The following is a 16,150-nucleotide window of genomic DNA, read 5'->3' as shown; positions in this document are numbered from 1 at the left end:
GACATAAAGCCGCACGATCCGATGTTCTTCTGAGCAAGCACGCTTTGTGTGCCGAACTGTGGTTATGTCCTGAGGGATAAGCGATAAACTAAGCTTCGTTCATCAGTCCCAGCACAATAACAAATCATAATGGCTCACTTCCTCTACTTTGGAGAAGACGCCTCCCTGGCGCCTCTCGTACAGGCACGGCTAACGAAACTTGGTCATCGCGTCGATATCGCTGCAAGCTGCGACGAGGCTCTGGAAAGGCTGGCTAGGGAACAGTACGACCTCATGATTCTCGATCAATTGGTTCCTGGGAAGCGCGGATTGACCACCCTTCGTGAAATGCTGGCTTTGCCGTTCGTCCCCGGTGTCATCGTGATTTGTAGAGATCACGCCTTTGATGTCGCTGTCGAGGCTCTTCGGCTTGGCGCCACGGATTATGTCGTAAAGGACGAGCATGAGGCATTCTTCGATCTTTTGCCGTCTGTCATTCAAAAGGTTCTCGACCGAGAACGCTTGCTCCGCGCCCAGAAAGAATCGGAAAACCGGGATCGAATTGCCGAGATGGTGTTTCATAACGTCACCGAGGGTGTCCTGATCACCGATTCCGAAACGCGCATTATTGCGATCAATCCCGCATTCAGCTCGATCACCGGTTACGCGCCCGAGGAGGTCGTCGGCAATACGCCGGCTATTCTGAGCTCAGGCAGACACGACAAGGCATTTTATAGGAGCATGTGGGAGGCTATCGATCTGACCGGACAATGGAAGGGCGAAATCTGGAACAAGCGGAAGAATCAGGACATTTATCCTCAATGGCTCACCATCAATGTCGTACGAGACGAGAATGGCCGGTTGTTGAACTATATCGCGACCATCTCGGACATCACCGAACGCAAGAAGATCGAAGATCGTCTCCGCAATCTCACTCATTACGACACGCTGACAGGGCTTCCCAATCGCGAACTGTTCAATAAACGACTGAATGAAGCCATCAATCGGACCAGGCAGAACAATACCGGCCTCGCACTGCTGTTCGTCGACCTCGACCGGTTCAAAACCGTCAACGATTCCCTGGGTCATAACGCCGGCGACGAATTGCTGCGGCAGGTCGCCGCGCGCATCAAACAGTCGGTCCGCGAGAGCGACGTGACGGCGCGCTTGGGAAGCGATGAATTCACGGTCATTCTGGAGAACATCACGGAGCCGCAAAAGGCGCAAATTGTTGCACAAAAGATTATCCATGCGCTGAACAAGCCGATTAACCTGAAACGTCATCAAGTTTTCATTTCGCCTAGTATCGGAATCGCGTTCTACCCGTCGGACGCTACCGAGATGGAAGAATTGGTCAAGAATGCCGACCGCGCCATGTACACGGCTAAGTGCGAGGGACGCAACAACTTCAAATTTTATTCGCCCGGCATGAATGCCGCGGCCCTGGAACGACTCACACTGGAAACCCAACTGCGGTTGGCTTTGGAGAAGAACCAGTTCGTCCTGAGCTATCAGCCGCAAATCAATCTTCAAACCGGAAGCGTCATCGGAGTCGAGGCCCTGATTCGGTGGAACCACCCCGAGTTTGGGCTTGTACCGCCGGATCAGTTCATACCCTTGCTCGAGGAAACCAATCTGATCCTGCCGGTCGGCGAATGGGTCTTGCGGGCCGGGTGCCGGCAACTCGGCGAATGGCACAAACTGGGGCTGTATCCGTTACGCCTGGCCGTCAATATTTCCGTCCGGCAATATCGTCTCGATCATCTTGTTCCGTTACTCGATGCCATCATTGCTGAAACACAAGTCGACCCGAGCTGCCTGGAACTGGAAATTACCGAGAGCATCATGATCGAAAACCTCGACGCCACACTGCAAATCTTCGAGGCATTCCGAAACCGAGGCATCCGGATTTCGATCGACGACTTCGGTACCGGCTATTCCTCTTTAAGCTACTTACAGCGATTGCCGATCGACGCACTGAAGATCGATCGCTCGTTCATCCAGAACATTCATACCTCAGCGAGCGACAGGACGATCACCAAAGCCATCATCTCAATGGCGCACAGCTTGGGAATCAAGGTTATTGCCGAGGGCATCGAAAATGCGCGCCACTTGCACTTTCTAAGAGAACAACGCTGCGAAGAAGGACAAGGTTATTTCATTCAACGAGCCATGCCCGCCCATGAGTTGACTGACTGGTTGCTGAGCCGTGCGCCATGTCGGCAAAGCATCCATGATACGGAAACTGTTACGACCGAATAAGCCGGGACGCTAGCCGCCCGCCTGACACGTTTTCTCGCCTGGTGTAGCGTTCGCGGAGGAAGGCGTTACGCGTCGCAAATATCGTAGCCCCCTATGTCGGCCACGCCGCCGAATTCCATTTGATTGCCGCCCGAGAGAAGAATACCCTGTTGAGCCCGCGCACACTTTGCACGGTCTAGTCAACACTAACAAAAAAGAGGAAAACGACAATGCAAAATGTCATGCTTCAGGTGATCAACGCACTTGCGAAATTCGGATTGGACAAACTGGAAAGGGCTCTGATCTTCGGCGCCGTGCTGGTCGTGGCTCTGGCGTTCGCCACCGGCACCGTTCAGATGTCGCAAGTCTGGTTTGCGTTTCTGTTTCGCTGGCTGCATGTGCTTTCGGGCGTCATGTGGATCGGTCTGCTGTGGTACTTCAACTTTGTCCAAATCCCGTCCATGCCCAAGATCCCGGACGAACAAAAGCCAGCGATCGGCAAGGTCATCGCACCGGCCGCTCTGTTCTGGTTCCGCTGGGCTGCCTTGTCGACCGTAGTCACCGGACTGATCCTGGCGATCCTGAACGGCTACGTCATCCAGGCCCTGCTGTTGGGCTACTTCAAGGGCGGACAGGCTACCTATATCGGTCTCGGTATGTGGCTTGGCCTGATCATGGCCTACAACGTGTGGAACATCATTTGGCCGAATCAGAAGAAGGCGCTGGGGCTGGTCGAAGCCACGGATGACGAGAAAAAGACGGCCGCGCGGACAGCGATGCTGGCCAGCCGCTTCAACACCATGTCCTCGATCCCGATGCTTTACTTCATGGTCGCCGCCCAAAACCTGGCGTAGGGGGTTCATCGAAATCAAAAAGGGATTCCGGTTTAAGCTCGGAATCCCTTTTTCCGTGTATCGAACCTAGAATCGGTTGCTCGGTAGCTACCGAAAAATGACCGATTACGATTCCCGAACATTGGCTTTCAACAGGACGAACTTGTAAACCAACACGGCACATAATGCGCCCACCAAAATCCAGGAGTGACCGATCAGGAACGCCGACATTCCGGTTTTCGCCGCTCCTCTGAGTGAGGACAGGTACGGTTTGGAAACCAAAATCATCCACGCCCAGGCCGGCACCTGGTAAGCGATGGCTCCCGCGACACCCCAGTGCAGCGACTTCAATCCCAACCGCTCTGCGGTCCGGTAATACCAATAAATGATGCCTATGGTGAGCAATATGGAAATGAATAGCGGCATATCAGCATAACCTCGCTTGACTGGTAGGAATCGACGCGACCGAGCCGCGTCCTGGGCAGTAAAGCTGCCCGCAATCGGATTATCCTACCTGTGGGTACCACCGCGAAAGAGCGGCGAGAACAAAGTCGCGGCGTAATCGCCTTCCTTTTCCGGCGCCTGTTCTACCGCATGGCATGGGCAGAACGATGAACCGATCAAGATGTCGTGCTTTGACTGCTCCTGAAGGCACTCACGATTTCCATCGGCAGCGGAAACACGATGGTTGAAGATCTGTCGCCCGCAACCTCGGTCAGGGTCTGGAGATAGCGCAGTTCGATGGCTCTGGGGGCCTGCGCCAATGTCCGAGCCGCTTCGACCAGGCGTTGCGAAGCCTGAAACTCGCCTTCGGCGTGTATCACTTTGGCGCGGCGTTCCCGCTCCGCCTCCGCCTGTCGCGCAATGGCTCGAACCATGCTCTCATCCAAGTCGACATGCTTGATCTCCACATTGGATACTTTGATGCCCCAGGCATCCGTCTGCTGATCGAGGACGCCCTGTATGTCGATGTTCAATTTCTCGCGTTCCGCCAGCATCTCGTCCAGTTCGTGCTGGCCGAGCACCGAACGCAAGGTTGTCTGCGCGAGCTGACTGGTCGCTTCGTAATAGTTGGCCACCTGAATGATCGCGTTGGCCGGATCGATCACCCGAAAAAAGACGATCGCATTCACCTTGACCGAAACATTGTCCCGCGAAATCACATCCTGGGTCGGAACGTCCATCACGATGGTCCGGAGATCTACCTTGACCATCTGCTGAATGATCGGAATGACGATGAACAGTCCCGGTCCCTTGACCTTGTAGAATCGGCCCAGCAGAAAGATGACGCCTCGCTCGTATTCGCGCAGCACTTTGATCGCCGCGAACAGAAACATCAGTACGATGACGGCGAGAAAAACGACGAAATAGGTGGTGATCATGGCTCTAGCTCCTTTCGTTCTTCTAATGGCGCGACGTTGAGAATTAATCCGTCCATTCCTTTTACGCGAACGCGTTGACCCTTGTGCACCGCAATCCCGGTTCGCGCCGTCCAGATTTCGCTTCGGACATGGATTCTGCCCAATTCCTGGAAGTCCTCCAGGGCGGTCCCCACCGCACCGATCAGCTCTTCGCGCCCGGTGACGACGGCCTTGTGCCGCGACCGCAAGATCAGGCCTACCGCAACGCCGAAGAACATCAGGCTGGCCAGGGCGAATGCCGCAATCACGGCCCAACTGAGGCCGACGCCGGGCATTCGTTCGGTGTCGATCAGGATTACGCTGCCGATGATGAACGCCGCGATGCCGCCTAGCCCGAGCGCCCCGAAACTCGGCGCGAACGCTTCGGCGATCATCAGACCGATGCCGACGATGATCAGGGCGAGACCGGCATAATTGACCGGCAGGACCTGAAAGGCATACATCGCCAGCAGGAGGGAAATGACGCCGACCGTGCCCGGTACGATGGATCCGGGGTTGTAAAATTCGAGAATGAGTCCGTACACCCCGATCATCATCAGGATGTATGCAACATTGGGATTGGTGATGACGGCGAGAAGACGGCTGCGCCAATCGGGATCGATCGCTTCCACGGCGGCCCCGGTCAAATCGAGCGTTACGGAGCGGCCCAACACGTCGACCTGCCGTCCGTGCAATTTCGCCAGCAAAGTAGGAACATCGGACGCGACGATGTCGATGACGTGCATCTTAAGCGCTTCCTCGGCGGTAAGACTGACCCCTTCGCGCACCGATTTCTCGGCCCAGTCGGCGTTTCGGCCCCGAAGCTGAGCAAGACCGCGCAGATAGGCCACCGCGTCATTGATTATCTTCTTGGACATGGCGTCGCCGGAGTCGCGCGGCGCTTTCGGCTCATCCTTATCGTTCGGCCCGGGCTTGCCTTCGTTTCCTCCCGGTGCGCCGATGGCGACCGGCGTCGCGGCGCCCAGATTGGTGGCGGGTGCCATCGCAGCAACATGGCTGGCATAAAGAATATAAGTCCCTGCGCTGGCCGCCCGGGCTCCGCTTGGGGCGACGTAGGACACTATCGGAAAGGGCGAAGCCAGAATCATTCGGATGATGTCGCGCATCGCCGTGTCGAGGCCGCCCGGCGTATCCATCCGAATGATTGCCAGGCTCGCATTTCGAGCTTCGGCATCCTTCAGCGCACGGTCGATATAATCGCTGGTCGCAGGCCCCACAGGACCATCTATCGTCAATTGCGCAACCACCTTCGGCGGCGGAGCCGGACGTTCGGACGGCTGCTCGGCTCCACCCGCGATCTCCGCCGTGAGCCACAACCCGATAAAGATGACGATGATATTTCGCAGCATCCGTTCTCCGCGACTCCCGGTGAATGTGTTTGACCTTTCCGAGGCGGAGCTCGCCGGCAAGCCTCCGGTTCCGATTGATTCTTCTCTTTCTCGGACTCTCTTATACCGCTAACGGTTCTCGGGCGGCAAATCTCTTCTCGCGCGACGCTTCAGGTGTATGGGAACTACGCAGACGCAAAAACCGGATGCGCGCCGAAAGCCTATCTCGGTCGGCCGTTCGCCCTGAGCCCTTCGACTTGGTTCAGGACAGGCCCTTCGACGGTGCTCAGGACAGGCTTGTCGAAGGGTTTGGGGACCTACCAGAATAGGCTCTAAGCGCGCCGACTGGAAGGGTCAACCCTCGGGCAGATCCGTGTACTGGTAAATCGGATGAATCAGCGTTTCGGGCGGAAGCCGGATGAGTTCTTTGATGATTCCATCTTTCAGGCCATATACACACCCGTGCAGTACCGGGCGTTGATGGCGTTTCCATGCATGCTGGATTACCGAGGTGTGCGCGAGCGTCTGAACCTGTTCGATGACGTTGAGCTCCACCAATCTCTCCGCCCGCGCTTCTTCGGTCTCCAGCGCATTGATCTCGGACTGGTGCAAACGGTACACGTCCTTGATATGCATCAGCCATTTGTTGACGATCAGCAGTTCCGAGCGTTGCGGGCTGAGCGCCGCCCGGATGCCGCCGCAGTTGTAATGCCCGCATACGATCACGTGGCTCACCTTGAGCACGTCGACCGCATACTGGATCACGCTGAGACTATTGAAGTCGGTGGTAATGACCTGATTGGCGATGTTCCGGTGTACGAAAATCTCGCCGGGCTGAGCATTGACGATGATTTCCGCCGGAACCCGGCTATCGGAACACCCGATCCACAAAAAATCCGGTGTCTGAGCGTTAGCCAACCGCGAAAAGTATTCCGGCTCCCGGATCGTTTTTTCTTCGGCCCATGCTTTGTTTTCCAATAATAGTTTCTCGAACGGTCTCATAGTTGCCTCTTCAAATGTTCGTTAATCGGCGTTTGACGGTGCCGGTCCAGATACCGACGCTGCACGCATAGGACCGGCCTGCGGCCAAATGCGTCACGCACTCGCGACGTACTCATCGCCCGAGCTTGCTACTTGAAATTCTCTTGAGTGCCCACTGCCTCGTTTACATGACCATGCACATGATCTTGCACTAAGATCCCTCCGGCCCCTCGCATGGCCACCATGGAATAGTGAGCGTCCGAATTCCTTTGAGAAAGAGACAAAGGCACCGCTGCCACAAAAGCTACGAGAACCATTACCGGAGTTTGCTTCAATCGGCTCGGCCGTACCGCAAAAACCGGAAAGAGCGAGTCGCTCGCTCCATCATCGTGCCAAGCGGCCGACAAGGAACTCCGCCCGCTCTGAACTTTCCATGGGCTAGACTTCAACCACGCCATCGTGCGGGCGGTAAGCAAGAGCAACGCGCAGCCGCCCAAATTGACCGCCGTAAGCGCCGCGACCTCGTGACCGAATTGGTCCAAGAACATACCGCCGACATAGGAAAGCGCCATCGTTACGATGAATATCGGCAGCGACTGCTGACCCATTTCGATAATGGGCCGGACGGCCTTCGAATTCAGCCAATGTTCCCGGTTCCGCAGGAATGTCGTGACGAGATAGGCCAAGGCCATGAAATACACCCACCGTAACGGCCCGAGATGGGTCTTGTCCAGCCAGGGCAGCAAACCGGCGTGGAGTTGAATCAGGAACTCGGTCGGCCGGAGCGCCGGCTCGGGACTCAGCGGCAAAGACAGAATCACGAACGCCACACAGATTGCCGCCAGCCATATCTTGTGTCCGGGAGGTTTAATCCAGCCGGATCCGAAGGCGAAGCCGGTGAAAAAAATCAGCTGCCAGCCGAACGGATTGAAAAACCAGGGGCGATCGCTGTGCAGGTCCGCCGAAAGCTCCAGTCCGTATCGCCACATGGCGAGGTAAACACCGATAGGGAAGGCGAAGGCCAGCGCTATATGAATGCGGGACAGCGCCCACACCACCGGTATCCACAACATGACCACCAGATACATCGGCAGAATATCGAAATAATTCGGAACATACCGTAGGGAAATCAATCCCAGAAGGGCCTCCTGAGTATCATCGAAAAAATATCGAATATTGAGACGGTGGATATAATCCGGCTCTTCGAAAACCGCGTTGCCCAGCACGCAAACAGCCGCCAAAAGCATGAACAGAGCGAGGTGGGCGCCGTAGATTTGCCCACAGCGGTAAAACACCCGAACGCTGCCCAACCATAAACCGGACGTGCGGAAACTGCGGCCATAAGCGATGGCCGCTGCATAGCCGGAGAGAAACACGAAGACCTCGGCCGCATCGCTCAAGCCGAAACGAGACGGGGTATAAAGCAGCAGCTCGTTGGCGGGGATGTGATTGATAAAGATAATCAGCAAGGCAAGGCCGCGAAAAAAATCGAGCTTAAGGTTTCGCTGTTTGTGTAAGCTTTGTCCGGTCATCGGGATCTTAATCTGTCGACGAAAATATGCACCGGGTCCACGCTGACTTAGACACTCACCCCATAGCGCTCTCGGCGCGGGCGCCCTAACGCTCCATTCTATAATCCGAAGCTTTCACAAACCTTTCATAACGCTTGTTTGACTTATGAAGATTCTACTCGTGGAGGATGATACCGTTCTGGCCGACGGCCTCACGCACGTGCTCGGTCAATCGGGCTACGCGGTCACCGGTGCGGCTTCGGGAGCTTATGCCGAATCCGCACTGCTCACCCAAAGCTTCGATTTGGTCATTCTGGACCTGGGACTGCCCGACATGGAGGGCTGCGAACTATTGCGAAGGTTGCGAGCGCGGAAAAATCCCGTTCCCGTCTTGGTCCTGACCGCACGAGATGCCCTGAATGACCGAATCAAGGGTCTCGAATGGGGCGCGGACGACTACATGGTCAAGCCTTTCGACCTCCGAGAGTTGGAGGCAAGAATTCACGCTCTGATACGTCGCCGTTATGGAGGATTCGGCGATCTCACGGTCGGCCGATTGACGCTGGACACCCTGAATCGCCAAGTGCTGGTGGACGATGCACCCATCATTCTGTCCGCGCGAGAATACGGAGTGCTCGAGGCGCTGTTGATCCAGGCCGGGCGGGTGGTCAGCAAGGACCGTATCGCCCAGCGCCTGTCGGCGGGAAACGAAGAACTGGGAGACAACGCCATCGAAGTCTATATTCACAGGCTGCGCAAACGGATGGAGGCATTCGGCGTGAGAATCCGGACTGTGCGCGGCCTAGGCTATTTACTCGAAAAAGACACCGATGGCTAAAGTCCAGAGCCTCCGAACCCAGTTTCTGCTGCGCTTGGCGCTCCCTCTCGCCCTGTTCGTGGTGCTGGACGCCATAGCCTCCTATTACATCGCGTTTCATTACGCCAATGCGGCCTATGACCGCTGGCTGCTCGACTCGGCACGCTCGCTGGCGCAGGAAGTCAAGGCCCAGAAAGGCAAGGTGACCTTCGAACTGCCACCCACCGCATTGGAGATTTTCCAGTGGGACGAGGTGGATCAAACCTTCTTCAAAATCGAATCGTCCCGCCACGGATTCATGGCCGGGGACAAACGAGTTCCACCTCCGCCCGACTTGGCTTCGGTCCGCGATCAGCCGGTGTATTTCGACAGTATGATTCAAAACCACAGCGTCCGGGTGGTTTCCATGCTCGCCACGCCCAAGGACAGTTCCGAGGAAGTCTTGGTCCAGGTTGCCGAGACGATAAGGAAAAGACGCAGCATGATGACCGACATTCTCCTGGCCGAGCTGGTACCCCAATTTTTGCTGGTTTTTGGCGCGGGGCTGTACATCTGGATAGGCATCAACCGGGGCCTGCATCCGCTAAACACATTGACGCGCGAAATCGCCCAACGCTCGCCGCGCGACCTCGCGCCGATCCCGGATACCGGCGTACCTCTCGAAGTGCTCACGCTGACCCATACCATCAACGATCTACTCGCGAGGCTCTCCACGGCAATCACTGCCCAGCAGCGCTTCATCGCCAATGCCGCGCACCAGCTGCGAACCCCGTTGGCCGGCCTGAAAGTCCAGGCGGAGCGTGCTCTGCGGGAAACCGAGCTGGCGACGATGCGCCCCGCCCTCGCGCAAATCCGAAACTGCGCCGACCGGGCATCGCGGTTGAGCACGCAGCTCTTGGTGCTGGCGCGCTCGGAAACGGCTCTAGGCGGCTCTCGACCCGGTTCGCGGGCGGACCTCCGCGCCATCGCAAGGGATGCCTGTATGGATTGGGTGCCGAGAGCGCTGCAACGCGATATGGATCTGAGCTTCGAAGGACCGCAGGCTCCGGTGTACGTGCAAGGCGAGGAAACCCTGCTCCGCGAATTGCTCAACAATCTCCTGGACAACGCCATCCGCTACGGACGCGATCATGGCCAAATTACGGTACGGCTCGCGGCGGATACCCATCCATGCCTCATCGTGGAAGATGACGGGCCGGGCATTCCGGATTCCGAGGCGGACAGGATTTTTGAGAGGTTTTATCGCCCCCCGGGCAGTCCCGGCGACGGCTGCGGGCTCGGGCTTGCGATCGTCAAAGAAATTGCCGAGCAGCATGACGCGCGGGTCCGGCTGTCACGTTCCGATCACGGCGGAGCGCGGATCGAAGTTCTCTTTCAAGACCGAGAACCGTTTTTTTGAGCTGAGAAACTCTTCCGGCGAACCGACTGGCAAAGCCTACCTTCGGCCGGTTACTCGCTATGGAGGTAGAGCACCGTGGAATTTAGCAAATAAATCGCAAAGAGCCCGAGGCTGATCCAGCCCACTGTTTTGAGGACACGCGTCGCCGGTCGATACAGAATGCCCACGATCGCGAGACCAGTCATGATTACGGCCGACATCGCCGACGCGCCGTGGATGGCCGATACGTTGGATAACAAAGGCCCTGGGTGGTAAAACAAATCGTCGATCGCGATAATCAAAATGTTGAAAAGATTACTCCCCAGGAGATTGGCGATCGCCATGTCGAGTGCCCCGAGCCGCAAAGCACCCAGAGTAACCGTGAGTTCGGGCATCGAGGTGACTATCGGGACCAGCAGCGTGCCGACGAATGACGTGTGCCACCCCATGGCCGTCGCGAGCTTGGTCGCGATGAACGGCATCCATACGCCGGCGGCGACTACGACCACCACGGCCCCGCCGTAACTCACGATCGCGCGGCGCAGCGAGATGCCGGCATAACGATCGGTAACCTCTTCCGCGAACTCGATCACCTGCTGCTTTTCGTAACGGAAAATCGAACGCACGGCGATCAAATACATCAGAACGATGACAGGCATATAAACGCCTACATGCCCTATGGCCCAACCGTTTCGCTGTCCGAGGAGAACGTTGAACCCCACCAGGCCGATCATGACCACTCCAAAACCCGCGGAGAGAATATGGCCCTGGCTGGCGCGGCGATAAATCGATTCTTTACGGTGGAGGAAATCGACCACGACCAGAATCATCAGATTTAAAACGCAAGCACCGAGCACATTACCCACGGCGATGTTCGGCGCCGATGCGAGCGTGACCGAGCTTAACCCGGTAATCAACTCGGGCAACGATGTCGCGGTGGCAAGCATGACCAGTCCCACCCAGTTTCCCGAGAGGCCGGTCTTGTCAGCAATGACATCGCCGTATAACGAAAGCTTCGTTCCGGCATAAGCGATCAAGAGGAAGCAAGCGGCAAATTCCGCCCAAATACTGAACATTATTGGATATTGATTGTGTTTCGTGACAAGTCGCAGGGTTCGCCCGCTCCATCGCCGCATAGGGTTGCCGCATGATCCCCTTTCTGCGGACGGGACGGAGGCAAAAGTTGGCGCGTAGTTTAACGTCTTTTCACGAGACCTCCGATTAACCGCATTTCACCGGGCCGTGGGGCGAAATCGGAGTATGGGTGTTTGCATGTTTACATGAGCTCGGCACCTTCCCCTCGTAATAGTCCATAGAGACCGAGACCGGCGTTCGTGCTATTAGTAATTTTCATTCGATGTTGTCGGGCAGCTTCCGAATAAGGATGCGAAACAGGAGGGAATCCATGCGCCACAAAATCTCGATCGCCCTGGCGGCAGCCGTATCGAGTCTGCTATTTGTCGCGAATCCGGTCTGGGCGGCTAAGAAATCTCTGGACAAGGCGACTGTCGTCGCGGGGACCGAAGCCGATCGCGATAAGTCCTACCCCGGCTGGGAGGGTTTCCAACCATTCGGGGAAAAACAAAAAGAAGGCGGAACCGGTCAGCCGGAGACGGGACAGCAACCCCAAGGCGAAGGCCAGCAGCCCCAACCCGGGATGGAGCAACGGCAGCCCGAAGGCGAGCAAGGTACGGGCAGTCCCGGCGGGGCAACGGGCGGAGACAGCGGCACGGAAGGCGGAGAAGGCGGCTCCGAAGACGGGCAAAACCAATAGATTTTCACATCGGGTTTGCGGCCGACGCTAAACAGAAGCGCCTTTCGAGCGCCAACGCGAATCCAGCACGAAAACCCCGATCTCGCTCAGATGACGGAGGAAACGAGACGCTCTAGGGACGGCTGGCTAAGAGCGTCTCATGCTTCAAGTACGACTGGATTGAACGAGCATTTGGGCTTGGCTACTGCCGTAGATCGAAACCAGGCAAGGAAAAAATGAAACGGCGATATTTCCTGGTGTCCATTGCGGTGCTCGTCCTGACCGGCTGCGCCAATTCGGAAGGCAAGAAGACGGAGTTCGGCGCCAATGCCGACGACGTTACTATTGCGAGCAGGGTCAAGGCAGCGCTTTTACAGGACATTTATGTCGGCGGTCTCGGCATCCAGGTGCAAGCCCATCAGGGGCATGTGCAACTCGGCGGTTTCGTTCCCGACGAGGATCAACGCCGGCATGCCGAGGCGATCACGCGCGGAATCCGAGGCGTCAAGTCGGTCGAGAACAACATCCGCGTCAGGCAGAAACGCGACGAGCCGCGGTTTTAGGAAACCCCGTCGTGGAGCTGAGACTTGGCGTCAGGCTTCTCGGGAGACTGTTTGTTCTTTTCGGTTCGTTCGTCGTCGCCTTTCTTATCGGCTCGGTTTGATTTCGCGTTGCCGCACCTGCCGGCGCGAGGAATGTTCCCTTGTTCGGCCCGGTCCTTATCGCCGCTCTCGCCAGAAATGAATTCGGTCGGGCGACATTCCGTATCGCGAGTAGCGTCTTGCGTCGTGCCCATACGGGAACGGATATCCGCTAAAACTCGAATAATCGCGAAAAATGGGGACTCCGGGATAAGTCCATAACGGAAAATAGACCGGCTGAGGATATTGGCAATACTGAGCGGCCTCGGCGTCCACCATAGCCGCGCGCGCCGATTGCCATGCCGCCAGGGCTTCCAGCTCGCGAACCCGGACCAAGCGTTCTTCACGCGCTTCCGCCGCTTTCCGAGCCGCCTCGGCCGCCTGCTGCTCTTTCCATTCCTCCAATCGCGCAATCGCCTCGGGGTCGGGTTTGGTGACCTTGATATGCATCCGACGGCAACTCCTCGAAGCCGGTTCATCGGTATATAACAACCCGGCATCGGTTCGGCATTTGTAGATCTCCGCCGAATGCACCGGTCGAAACCACAAGACCGCGATGCTCGCGAGAAGGCAGAACAAAAGGCACCTGACCGGACTCGATTTCCCTGAGCTGACGGCGACTCCCTTCCGCACGCCTTCGTTCTCTGCCCCTGTCGCTAAATCGCCCATTACGCGCTTAGTGACCATATCGCTACTTCCGTACGATTCGGGCAACGTCAAGCAATTAGACCCGCGTTCCGCCCCTTCCGTTCTTGGATAAGAGCCGACCGTGGCGCCGATCGGTTCGGCGCGATCGTCGCCGTCCGTTTGTCCCTTAGCCGATGACGAACTACATTAATGTGAACTTCGTTCAATACACACGATCGACCAATGCGCGGTAACGATAACGCCGATTTCGACGATTACACGGTGCTGAAACTCCAGCTCGATGCTGCGCAAGGTTCGCAGGAATCCACAGCCGATTACAGACTCACCGATCATTACTCCTTGTGCGGCACAGTGGGCCAGGGGGGCGTGGGGCGGGTGCTGCTCGGTTTCGACGAGCGCGTTGGGCGTCAGGTCGCCATCAAGGAAATGCTCGCATCGAACGAAGCCGTCGACTCCACCATCAGGCTCCGTTTTCTCCGTGAGGCCCAAATCACGGGACGCCTGGAGCATCCGGGCATCGTTCCAGTCTACGACATGGGAACCACTTCCCAAGGTGCTCCTTATTACGTGATGCGCCTCGTACGGGGGCAGACCCTGGCCGAAGCGCTTTCCGCATGCAATTCGGAACAGCCCGAACAGGCGCTTGCAAAACGTCTGCAATTGCTCGACCGGCTCATCGATGTCTGCGAGGCTATGGCCTACGCCCATTCAAAAGGCGTGGTGCACCGGGATCTCAAACCCGGCAACATCGTGCTGGGACAATTCGGCGAAACCATCATCCTGGACTGGGGTCTCGCCAAGATCGGCATCGAAGCCGATGTCTTCCGCCGGGCCGTACCGGCCGCATCCGAAGAGGCCGGATCCGACGACCTCACTCAAGTCAGCGAAATCCTCGGGACACCCGCTTATATGGCGCCCGAACAAGTGGATCAGCGTTATGGCGAAGTGGACGCGCGAACCGACGTATTCGCCCTCGGCTGCATTCTGTATCACATCTTGGTCGGACGGGCGCCGCTCAAAGGCAGCCTCTCGTCCATCGTCGAGCAGCTCAAGTCCAAAGCGCCGCTGCCCTCCTCGCGCAAAGGTCCGGTTCCCGCACCGGCCGAGCTTACCGCCATTTGCGACAAGGCCCTCGCGAAGGACAAGCTTTGCCGCTTCCGGGACGCCGCCGAATTGACCGACGAGCTGCGCGCTTTCCGCGATGGACGATTGGTCAGCGCGTACGCTTATTCGCGCGGCGAGTTGCTGCGCCGTTTCGTCGCCCGCAACAAGGCAGCGCTTTCCGCTGGACTTGCGGTCGTCATGGCCGTCGCGATCGGTGCGGGGCTGGCGGTCCATTTTGCCATGGATGCCCGGAAAGAGCGGGAAGTGGCCGTCGCCGAGCGACGAATGGCGGTCCATGCCCGCGAGCGCGCGGAAACGGCGCTGGCCGACGTCACCCGCATATCCAACGAAAACCTGACCGCCGCCGATCAGATCGCGGAAGACATAGCGAATGCCATAGGCTCGATACGAAGCGGGATGGAACGGCTCGCGGACGCCGCGGGCAACGTAGGCGACCGCAAGGCCATGACTCCGATTCTGACATCCCTGCTGACCCGGTATCCCGACGCCGAGCTTTTTGCCGCCACGATCGCCCCCGGCACGATCACCGCCGTGGCGCCGGCGAAATACGCTGAAGCCATCGGCGCCGATACCTCCCGGCTCGAACACAATCGTCTGGCGCTGGAATTGACCGAACCCATACTGAGCCGCGTCTACGAGGCGCCCGAAGGTTTCGACGCCGTAACCCTCGTCGTACCCATAAAGCGCGGCAAGACCATACCGGGTTTTCTGTCCGCCCGTTTCAAGGCCGCCGAGTTCCTGGGAAAACTATTGCCCGCCGGACTCCAAACCCAGGAGAGAGCGGTGTGGATCATTCAGGACGACGGTTTCATCCTTTACGACACCGATACCGACGAAATCGGGGAAAACCTGTTCCGCGAAGAACGGTTCGACAAAATTCCCGAATTGCGCCAGCTCGCGAGACAGATTGCGGATCAGGAAGCCGGCATCGGCTATTACCACGGCCCGACCCATGGAAGCGGCCGAGAATCCAATCGCATTGCCGCCTGGCAAACGGTTTGGCCTACAAAAAACCGCGCGTGGAAGGTCGTAGTGCTGGAGCAGTGGGGATAAAACGGCCGAAAAGCTCACGTTGGCGCAGTCGGCCGGAAACTCACGGCTTGACCTCGACAGCATACGGCTGAAATCCCCAGCACCCGTCCCGGCTCTTCGCCTTGACCGAAATCCGAATCTTACCGGGCTCGGTGAGGGGCTGCGGCGGGACGGCCTTGACTCGCCAGTCGCCGCTTCTCATGCGTTCGAGTACCGGCTGAACCGTCTGGCCGTTGATTTCGACCGTAAGAGTATCGCTGTCGGTATTGTCCGACGCGACGAAAGCGAACTCGGCAAGCGCGGCAACGGCGCCGGTCGGATTCGGTTCGAAGAATTTCGGCTCGGCGCACCCGCTGCTTCCGCCGCCCCCGCCACCGTAAGCCCAGACGCTTCCGCTCGCGATAGCGATCAACAAAACCGCCGTCTTAACCAAACCGCGCATATTGCCTCCTTCGGACAAGC

General features: G+C 57.6%; 15 protein-coding genes. 7 read left to right on the top strand and 8 right to left on the bottom strand.

What is annotated here, in order from left to right; all coding sequences use genetic code 11:
- Positions 1-129: 129 nt before the first annotated feature.
- A complete protein-coding gene (locus ACR2TX_RS15695) occupies positions 130-2,241 on the top strand; it encodes a putative bifunctional diguanylate cyclase/phosphodiesterase (protein WP_434130047.1) in 2,112 nt (703 codons plus the stop codon).
- Positions 2,242-2,450: 209 nt separating this feature from the next.
- Positions 2,451-3,074 (top strand): urate hydroxylase PuuD, encoded by a 624-nt coding sequence (locus ACR2TX_RS15690; RefSeq protein WP_205780728.1) that lies wholly within the window; start codon positions 2,451-2,453, stop codon positions 3,072-3,074.
- 105 nt (positions 3,075-3,179) lie between these two features.
- Here ACR2TX_RS15690 and ACR2TX_RS15685 read toward each other — a convergent pair whose 3' ends face one another.
- The 5 genes from ACR2TX_RS15685 to ACR2TX_RS15665 form a co-directional block, all read right to left on the bottom strand.
- A complete protein-coding gene (locus ACR2TX_RS15685; RefSeq protein WP_077729848.1) occupies positions 3,180-3,479 on the bottom strand; it encodes a hypothetical protein in 300 nt (99 codons plus the stop codon).
- Between the two features lie 194 nt (positions 3,480-3,673).
- Positions 3,674-4,435 carry a slipin family protein gene (locus ACR2TX_RS15680; RefSeq protein ID WP_133718278.1) on the bottom strand — a complete coding sequence of 254 codons (762 nt, stop codon included), beginning with the start codon at positions 4,433-4,435 and terminating at the stop codon, positions 3,674-3,676.
- Positions 4,432-5,823 carry an NfeD family protein gene (locus ACR2TX_RS15675; RefSeq protein ID WP_077729850.1) on the bottom strand — a complete coding sequence of 464 codons (1,392 nt, stop codon included), beginning with the start codon at positions 5,821-5,823 and terminating at the stop codon, positions 4,432-4,434. Before ACR2TX_RS15675 ends, ACR2TX_RS15680 begins: the two co-directional genes overlap by 4 nt.
- A gap of 333 nt (positions 5,824-6,156) precedes the next feature.
- Positions 6,157-6,804, bottom strand: a complete 648-nt coding sequence (locus ACR2TX_RS15670; protein WP_077729851.1) for a carbonic anhydrase — start codon at positions 6,802-6,804, stop codon at positions 6,157-6,159.
- Between the two features lie 128 nt (positions 6,805-6,932).
- Positions 6,933-8,315, bottom strand: a complete 1,383-nt coding sequence (locus tag ACR2TX_RS15665; protein ID WP_086135037.1) for an OpgC family protein — start codon at positions 8,313-8,315, stop codon at positions 6,933-6,935.
- A 145-nt stretch (positions 8,316-8,460) separates the two neighbouring features.
- Here ACR2TX_RS15665 and ACR2TX_RS15660 point away from each other — a divergent pair, with 145 nt between their 5' ends.
- Positions 8,461-9,132: a response regulator gene (locus ACR2TX_RS15660; RefSeq protein ID WP_077729853.1), complete on the top strand. Its 672-nt coding sequence runs from the start codon at positions 8,461-8,463 to the stop codon at positions 9,130-9,132.
- On the top strand, positions 9,125-10,510 hold the full coding sequence (locus ACR2TX_RS15655) for a sensor histidine kinase N-terminal domain-containing protein (RefSeq protein WP_156879415.1): 1,386 nt from the start codon (positions 9,125-9,127) through the stop codon (positions 10,508-10,510). Before ACR2TX_RS15660 ends, ACR2TX_RS15655 begins: the two co-directional genes overlap by 8 nt.
- A gap of 50 nt (positions 10,511-10,560) precedes the next feature.
- Here the strand turns inward: ACR2TX_RS15655 and ACR2TX_RS15650 are convergent, their stop codons facing one another.
- Positions 10,561-11,565, bottom strand: a complete 1,005-nt coding sequence (locus tag ACR2TX_RS15650; RefSeq protein WP_434130044.1) for a sodium:calcium antiporter — start codon at positions 11,563-11,565, stop codon at positions 10,561-10,563.
- Between the two features lie 329 nt (positions 11,566-11,894).
- Between ACR2TX_RS15650 and ACR2TX_RS15645 the strand changes: the two genes are divergently transcribed.
- Together ACR2TX_RS15645 and ACR2TX_RS15640 are read left to right on the top strand one after the other, a co-directional pair.
- Positions 11,895-12,263 carry a hypothetical protein gene (locus ACR2TX_RS15645; RefSeq protein ID WP_077729856.1) on the top strand — a complete coding sequence of 123 codons (369 nt, stop codon included), beginning with the start codon at positions 11,895-11,897 and terminating at the stop codon, positions 12,261-12,263.
- 215 nt (positions 12,264-12,478) lie between these two features.
- On the top strand, positions 12,479-12,805 hold the full coding sequence (locus ACR2TX_RS15640; protein ID WP_077729857.1) for a BON domain-containing protein: 327 nt from the start codon (positions 12,479-12,481) through the stop codon (positions 12,803-12,805).
- A gap of 156 nt (positions 12,806-12,961) precedes the next feature.
- Here ACR2TX_RS15640 and ACR2TX_RS15635 read toward each other — a convergent pair whose 3' ends face one another.
- Entirely contained in the window at positions 12,962-13,333 is a 372-nt protein-coding gene (locus tag ACR2TX_RS15635) for a hypothetical protein (protein WP_133718271.1), read from the bottom strand.
- 420 nt (positions 13,334-13,753) lie between these two features.
- On the opposite strand from ACR2TX_RS15635, the gene ACR2TX_RS15630 reads away from it, so the two are divergent.
- Positions 13,754-15,709: a serine/threonine protein kinase gene (locus ACR2TX_RS15630; protein WP_434130041.1), complete on the top strand. Its 1,956-nt coding sequence runs from the start codon at positions 13,754-13,756 to the stop codon at positions 15,707-15,709.
- Positions 15,710-15,749: 40 nt separating this feature from the next.
- Here the strand turns inward: ACR2TX_RS15630 and ACR2TX_RS15625 are convergent, their stop codons facing one another.
- Positions 15,750-16,130 (bottom strand): hypothetical protein, encoded by a 381-nt coding sequence (locus ACR2TX_RS15625; protein WP_434130039.1) that lies wholly within the window; start codon positions 16,128-16,130, stop codon positions 15,750-15,752.
- Positions 16,131-16,150 lie beyond the last annotated feature (20 nt).

The sequence above is a fragment of the Methylocaldum sp. GT1BB genome, assembly GCF_051027545.1.
Classification (GTDB): Bacteria; Pseudomonadota; Gammaproteobacteria; order Methylococcales; family Methylococcaceae; genus Methylocaldum.
This window is presented reverse-complemented; position numbering and strand designations above follow the sequence as displayed.

Excerpts from the sequence above, each read along its gene's own strand:
- ACR2TX_RS15695 (WP_434130047.1), top strand. The coding sequence starts at position 130 with ATGGCTCACTTCCTCTACTTTGGAGAAGACGCCTCCCTGGCGCCTCTC.
- ACR2TX_RS15690 (WP_205780728.1), top strand. The coding sequence starts at position 2,451 with ATGCAAAATGTCATGCTTCAGGTGATCAACGCACTTGCGAAATTCGGA.
- ACR2TX_RS15685 (WP_077729848.1), bottom strand. The coding sequence starts at position 3,479 with ATGCCGCTATTCATTTCCATATTGCTCACCATAGGCATCATTTATTGG.
- ACR2TX_RS15680 (WP_133718278.1), bottom strand. The coding sequence starts at position 4,435 with ATGATCACCACCTATTTCGTCGTTTTTCTCGCCGTCATCGTACTGATG.
- ACR2TX_RS15675 (WP_077729850.1), bottom strand. The coding sequence starts at position 5,823 with ATGCTGCGAAATATCATCGTCATCTTTATCGGGTTGTGGCTCACGGCG.
- ACR2TX_RS15670 (WP_077729851.1), bottom strand. The coding sequence starts at position 6,804 with ATGAGACCGTTCGAGAAACTATTATTGGAAAACAAAGCATGGGCCGAA.
- ACR2TX_RS15665 (WP_086135037.1), bottom strand. The coding sequence starts at position 8,315 with ATGACCGGACAAAGCTTACACAAACAGCGAAACCTTAAGCTCGATTTT.
- ACR2TX_RS15660 (WP_077729853.1), top strand. The coding sequence starts at position 8,461 with ATGAAGATTCTACTCGTGGAGGATGATACCGTTCTGGCCGACGGCCTC.
- ACR2TX_RS15655 (WP_156879415.1), top strand. The coding sequence starts at position 9,125 with ATGGCTAAAGTCCAGAGCCTCCGAACCCAGTTTCTGCTGCGCTTGGCG.
- ACR2TX_RS15650 (WP_434130044.1), bottom strand. The coding sequence starts at position 11,565 with ATGTTCAGTATTTGGGCGGAATTTGCCGCTTGCTTCCTCTTGATCGCT.
- ACR2TX_RS15645 (WP_077729856.1), top strand. The coding sequence starts at position 11,895 with ATGCGCCACAAAATCTCGATCGCCCTGGCGGCAGCCGTATCGAGTCTG.
- ACR2TX_RS15640 (WP_077729857.1), top strand. The coding sequence starts at position 12,479 with ATGAAACGGCGATATTTCCTGGTGTCCATTGCGGTGCTCGTCCTGACC.
- ACR2TX_RS15635 (WP_133718271.1), bottom strand. The coding sequence starts at position 13,333 with ATGCATATCAAGGTCACCAAACCCGACCCCGAGGCGATTGCGCGATTG.
- ACR2TX_RS15630 (WP_434130041.1), top strand. The coding sequence starts at position 13,754 with ATGCGCGGTAACGATAACGCCGATTTCGACGATTACACGGTGCTGAAA.
- ACR2TX_RS15625 (WP_434130039.1), bottom strand. The coding sequence starts at position 16,130 with ATGCGCGGTTTGGTTAAGACGGCGGTTTTGTTGATCGCTATCGCGAGC.